Here is a 4,961-nt window from a genome sequence, read left to right on the forward strand (position 1 = left end):
AAAATGTCTACTTTACAAAAAAAATGGCTTGTACTGTTAATTACAGCAATTGCGATTACAGGTTTAATAATTTCTGGGTACTCTGCTGCTGCAGAACCGATTATATGGAAGTCCTCAGGTCATGGCCCTGCTACAGACCCATCACAGATCTACCACGACCTATGCTGTAACGCCATCACCAAGGCAAGTGGTGGCCGTTTAATTATTAAACCATTCGTTGGTGGTTCTGTTGTACCGGCAACTAAAGAACTTGATGCTGTGAACGATGGAGTTTTAGATATGTGTTATACCTGTCCTATGTACAACCTGGATAAGTGGAAAGCTGCTGGTCTTATCAGTTCCAGACCGGGCGGGCTTCCTGGAGAAGCTTTGCGGACCTGGTTTAACTATAGCGGTGGGGCAGAATTGATGAATAAGATGATGGAAGGTTATAATGTCATGACCTTCCCAGGAGCACTGTCTCCCCTACCTGAGGAGGTATTTCTCCACTCCAAAGTTGCTATAAGAACTGTGGATGATATTAAAGGTCTGAAAATACGTGCTTCCGGTGATGGTGGAGAGATTTTGAATAAGATGGGTGCTTCAGTCGTATTCTTACCTGGCGGAGAGCTTTATGAGGCTATGCAAAGAGGTACAATTGATGCCTTTGAATACTCAACTTTAGCTTCAAACTGGGATATGCATTTTAATGAAATTGCTAAATATGTCGTCCTGTCTCCTAGCCGAGCTCCCAGTGATCCTCAATGTTTCTTTGTCAACAAAAAGTCCTGGGAAAAACTTCCCGATGATCTTAAGCAGCTGGTGCAGGATGAGATCGATAAATGGACACAGGCGCAGCATGAATATCTGGTCTATAAATCTATCAAGGCCATTGATGAATTTAAGAACTATGGCTGCGAAGTTTATCGGCTCCCCACAGAAGTAGAAACTGGTCTCTCAGAGGTAGCAAAAAAGTATTACGCGGAAAAAGCTGCCAAAGAAGATCCAATATATAACGAGATCCTGGAATCTATGACCAACTATTGGGAGGCTTACTCAAAGAAATAAAAAAGAATTAACAAGGAGTTAGAAATTATATGGCAATTTTGAAAAAATTACTTAGAGGTATTGACTTTATAAGTATATTAGCAGTATCTTGGGCAAAATGGTTTGCCTGGCTCCTTGTCCTGGTAGGCGCATATGATACTATTATGAGACACTTCTTTAATGCGCCTACCATCTGGGCTTATGATACATTGTGCATGGCTGGTGGGGTGATGTATGTCATGGGATGGCCATATGATTATTTGCATAATTACCATACCAGAGTAGATGTATTTTATAATAATTTTTCTAAAAGGAATAAAGCATTAACAAACATTATCTTTTCTATAATTCTCTTTTTTCCATTAATGGGAGCATTACTGAAAATTTCCATTACCTGGGCGATAAGAGCTTGGAGAATTAATGAGACCATGATCTCCACTTTCTGGTATCCTCCTGCCGCCCCGTATAGAACTGTTTTTGCTCTAGGGATATTGTTCCTATTACTTCAAGGTATAGCTAATTTTATTCGCGATCTATATTTTGTTATAAGGGGTGAACCAATTGATTGAATTGAGTCCAGAAATACTTACCATTATAATGTTTGGAGGTGTACTTGTTTTTGCCATGACCGGTTTCCCCATGGCCTTCGTGTTAGGTAGCGTAGCATTCCTAACTGGTTTATTAGTGTTTGGGGGGAATATCACGATTCATATATTATATACTCGTCTTTTTGAGTTGTCATTAAACTATCCTTATCTTGCCGTTCCACTTTTTACCTTTATGGGAGTTATACTCCAACATTCTGGAATAGCTGAGAAACTTTACGATGCTTTGTATGAATGGTTGAGTGGATTTAAGGGAGGATTAGCAGTGGTTACTGTCATTGCGGGGACTATCCTTGCTGCGTGTTTAGGGACAATTACTGCTTCTGTTACATTGTTAACTCTTATTGCATTAGGACCAATGATAAAGAGAGGTTATGATAAATCCTTAGCTACGGGATCTGTTATTGCTGCTGGTACTCTCGGAATACTTATTCCTCCTAGTATTATGATAGTTGTTTATGGTCCTCAAGCAGGAGTATCTGTAGGAAAGATGTTTATGGGAGCTATCTTTCCTGGTCTTCTCCTATCAGTTTTATATAATATCTATATAACCGTCCGTTGTTATCTAAATCCCAAGTTAGGACCACCTATCCCCGAGGAGGAAAGGCATAAAATATCTTCAATAAAAAAATTGATAAAACTGTTTAAAGCTATAGCTCCGACCCTATTAATCATTTTAGCAGTCCTGGGAACAATTTACACGGGTATAGCTCCCCCAACTGAAGCAGCTGCCATGGGAAGCTTTGCAGTTGTGATATTGGCCATCGTTTATCGAAAATTTACTTGGAGTTTGATCAAACATAGCGCAATAGAAGTGCTTCGAGTAAGTGCTTTCGTTCTTCTGATTGCTGGTTTAAGTTATGCCTTTGTCGGTATATTTATGAGTGCTGGCTGTGGAGAAGTAGTAACTAATTTAATTATGGCTGTTCCCGGTGGAAAGTGGGGAGCTTTTTTAATGATAATGTTTATTGTTTTTGTTTTAGGAATGTTCATTGAGTGGATTGGAATTGTCTTTATTGTTGTCCCCATTTTTTCACCTATTTTCGTAAAATTAGGATTTGATCCTTTATGGGCTGCGATGATGATTTGTGTCGACTTACAAATGGCCTTTATGACACCACCTATGGCGATGTCTATCTTTGTTTGCCGGGGTACTGCTCCTCCAGAGCTTGGCGTCACTATGAGCGACATAATAAAAGGAGTAATCCCCTTTATTATTATAATAATGATCGCCCTAATACTATGTACTATATTTCCTCAGATTATTACCTGGTTACCAGAGCGAATGATAGGGCCATCTTAGGGGGGAAAAATACAAGTATAAAATTAGAACCAATCCCCTAAGAAAACAAGAAAAACCATATAATATTTACTAGCAACTTTTAGGGTTATAGATGACCACCAGGAGTTCTCTGTTTTTTCTTCATCAGTAAAGTTAGTCTTTACACCGGTATTTTGGGAGATAAGAAGACTGCTGTTATTGAGATGGCTGCTGCCTCAGGGTTAACTTTAGTTCCAGAGAATAAAAGGAATCCATTAATAACTACCACTTATGGAACTGGTCAGTTGATTAAAGCAGCATTGAATCAGGGATGCCGAAAAATGAATAATACTTATAAAATTATATAAATCATATTAAAAAGTATCTAAAGGAGCAAATTAGATGAAAAAATTAGGTTTTATTGGAACAGGAATAATGGGTAAACCAATGGCTAAAAATTTAATCGATGCCGGTTATCCCTTAGTAGTTTATGATATAAACCATAAAGCTTTAGAGGAAATGGTAGACTATAATGCAAAAAGTGCTTCTTCTTGTAAAGAAGTAGCCTCCCAAAGTGATATTATCATCACCATGTTACCTAATTCGCCAGAGGTGGAAAAAGCAGTATTAGGTAAAGATGGAGTAATCGAGGGAGTAAAAAGGAGTCAAACCTTAATCGATATGAGCTCTATTGCTCCCCTAGTATCCCAGAAAGTAGCGAAAGAACTAGAGAAAAAAGGTGTTGATATGCTTGATGCCCCAGTCAGTGGAGGACAAGAAAAAGCACAGTCCGGTACTCTGGCTATTATGGTTGGAGGAAAAGAGGAAGTTTTTAAGCAGTGTAAGGCTATTTTAGAAGCTATGGGTAAACCTATCTTAGTGGGTGATATCGGAGCCGGGCAGATAACTAAGTTAGTCAATCAGACCATAGTAGCGATTAATATTGCTGCAGTTGCAGAGGCCTTAATCTTAGGTAAGAAAGCGGGAGTGAATCCCCAACGAATTTTTGAAGCTATAAAAGGTGGTCTAGCTGGAAGTCAATGTCTAACCGATAAAGGACCCAGGATGTTCCAAGGTAGATTTAACCCGGGCTTCAGAATAGGATTACATGTCAAAGATTTAAACAATGTCCTAGCAACAAGCCGAGAATTACATACAGCCATGCCTCTTTGTGCCCAGGTGATGGAAATGATGCAGACCCTAATGGCTGAAGGTCATACTGACTTAGATCATGGTAGCTTAGCTCTATTTTATGAGAAGTTAAATGGCATCTCCTTAAAGGAAGAGTAAACAAAAAGAAAGGAAAAAGAAAATAGTATTAAAACCCCAAGTGATTATTCCTCCAAAAGTTTAGGAGAAAGACAGATAGAGAAGTAAATTATAAATAATTTTTAAAAAGGAGTATAAAAAATAAAAAAACGGTGCTATGATTAAAGAAAAATAAAAAATATTTAAAAAATGAGGCAGAAAAAATAATATTAACTACGATAATAAAAGGAAAAAAGGATAAATATTTAAATAGGGTACGTTTTGAAATAACTAAAAGATTATAATTTTTAGATTGGTATTTTTTAGAAAACAATTAAAATAAGAATTTCAAAATTACTTAAAAAAAGTTAATAGATAAGTAAAAAAAAGGAAATTAATGAAGAAAAATATAAATACTACTGATATTTTTAATAAAAATAAAGAAGAATTCATCAATATAAATAAAGAATATGCTATCGGTGTTGATTTAGGAGGAACAAATATTGTCAGTGCAATAATAAATAATCAGGGAGAGATATTGAGTTATCTTAAAGTTAGAACTTTAGCTGAAAGGGGCAGAGAAGCTACTATTAAAAGAATAATAGAGACTATCCATAAAAATATTGTTCAATTTCAATCCACGATAGCTCCTGACGGTATAATAGGAATAGGAATTGGAGCACCTGGTCCTCTCGATATTAAAAGAGGGATTATCGATTTTGCTCCCAATCTACCGGGGTGGAGAGATGTTCCTTTAAGAAAAATATTGGAAGATGAATTTGATATGAAAATTGTTTTGGAGAATGATGCCAATGCAGCTG

General features: G+C 37.0%; 5 protein-coding genes and 1 pseudogene. All 6 read left to right on the forward strand.

The window, feature by feature from the left end; all coding sequences use genetic code 11:
- A partial coding sequence (locus COZ07_RS00955) for a TRAP transporter substrate-binding protein (RefSeq protein ID WP_406606740.1) occupies positions 1-1,047 on the forward strand: 1,047 nt, incomplete at its 5' end.
- 29 nt (positions 1,048-1,076) lie between these two features.
- On the forward strand, positions 1,077-1,595 hold the full coding sequence (locus COZ07_RS00960) for a TRAP transporter small permease subunit (RefSeq protein ID WP_406606741.1): 519 nt from the start codon (positions 1,077-1,079) through the stop codon (positions 1,593-1,595).
- Complete coding sequence (locus COZ07_RS00965; RefSeq protein WP_406606742.1) at positions 1,588-2,934, forward strand: TRAP transporter large permease subunit; 1,347 nt, start codon at positions 1,588-1,590, stop codon at positions 2,932-2,934. Before COZ07_RS00960 ends, COZ07_RS00965 begins: the two co-directional genes overlap by 8 nt.
- Before the next feature lie 128 nt (positions 2,935-3,062).
- Positions 3,063-3,236, forward strand: a pseudogene (locus COZ07_RS00970) (glycerate kinase); the annotation flags it as partial.
- A gap of 58 nt (positions 3,237-3,294) precedes the next feature.
- Positions 3,295-4,182 (forward strand): 2-hydroxy-3-oxopropionate reductase, encoded by an 888-nt coding sequence (gene garR, locus COZ07_RS00975; RefSeq protein ID WP_406606743.1) that lies wholly within the window; start codon positions 3,295-3,297, stop codon positions 4,180-4,182.
- A 355-nt stretch (positions 4,183-4,537) separates the two neighbouring features.
- Positions 4,538-4,961: ROK family protein (locus tag COZ07_RS00980; protein WP_406606744.1), on the forward strand; the 424-nt coding region annotated here is incomplete at its 3' end.

Origin of the sequence: Candidatus Infernicultor aquiphilus (assembly GCF_002784285.1) — a bacterium.
In the GTDB taxonomy this organism is placed as follows: domain Bacteria; phylum Atribacterota; class Phoenicimicrobiia; order Phoenicimicrobiales; family Phoenicimicrobiaceae; genus Infernicultor; species Infernicultor aquiphilus.

Bases quoted from the DNA above. Each gene is read 5' to 3' on its own strand.
- garR (WP_406606743.1), top strand. From the start codon at position 3,295: ATGAAAAAATTAGGTTTTATTGGAACAGGAATAATGGGTAAACCAATG.
- COZ07_RS00960 (WP_406606741.1), top strand. From the start codon at position 1,077: ATGGCAATTTTGAAAAAATTACTTAGAGGTATTGACTTTATAAGTATA.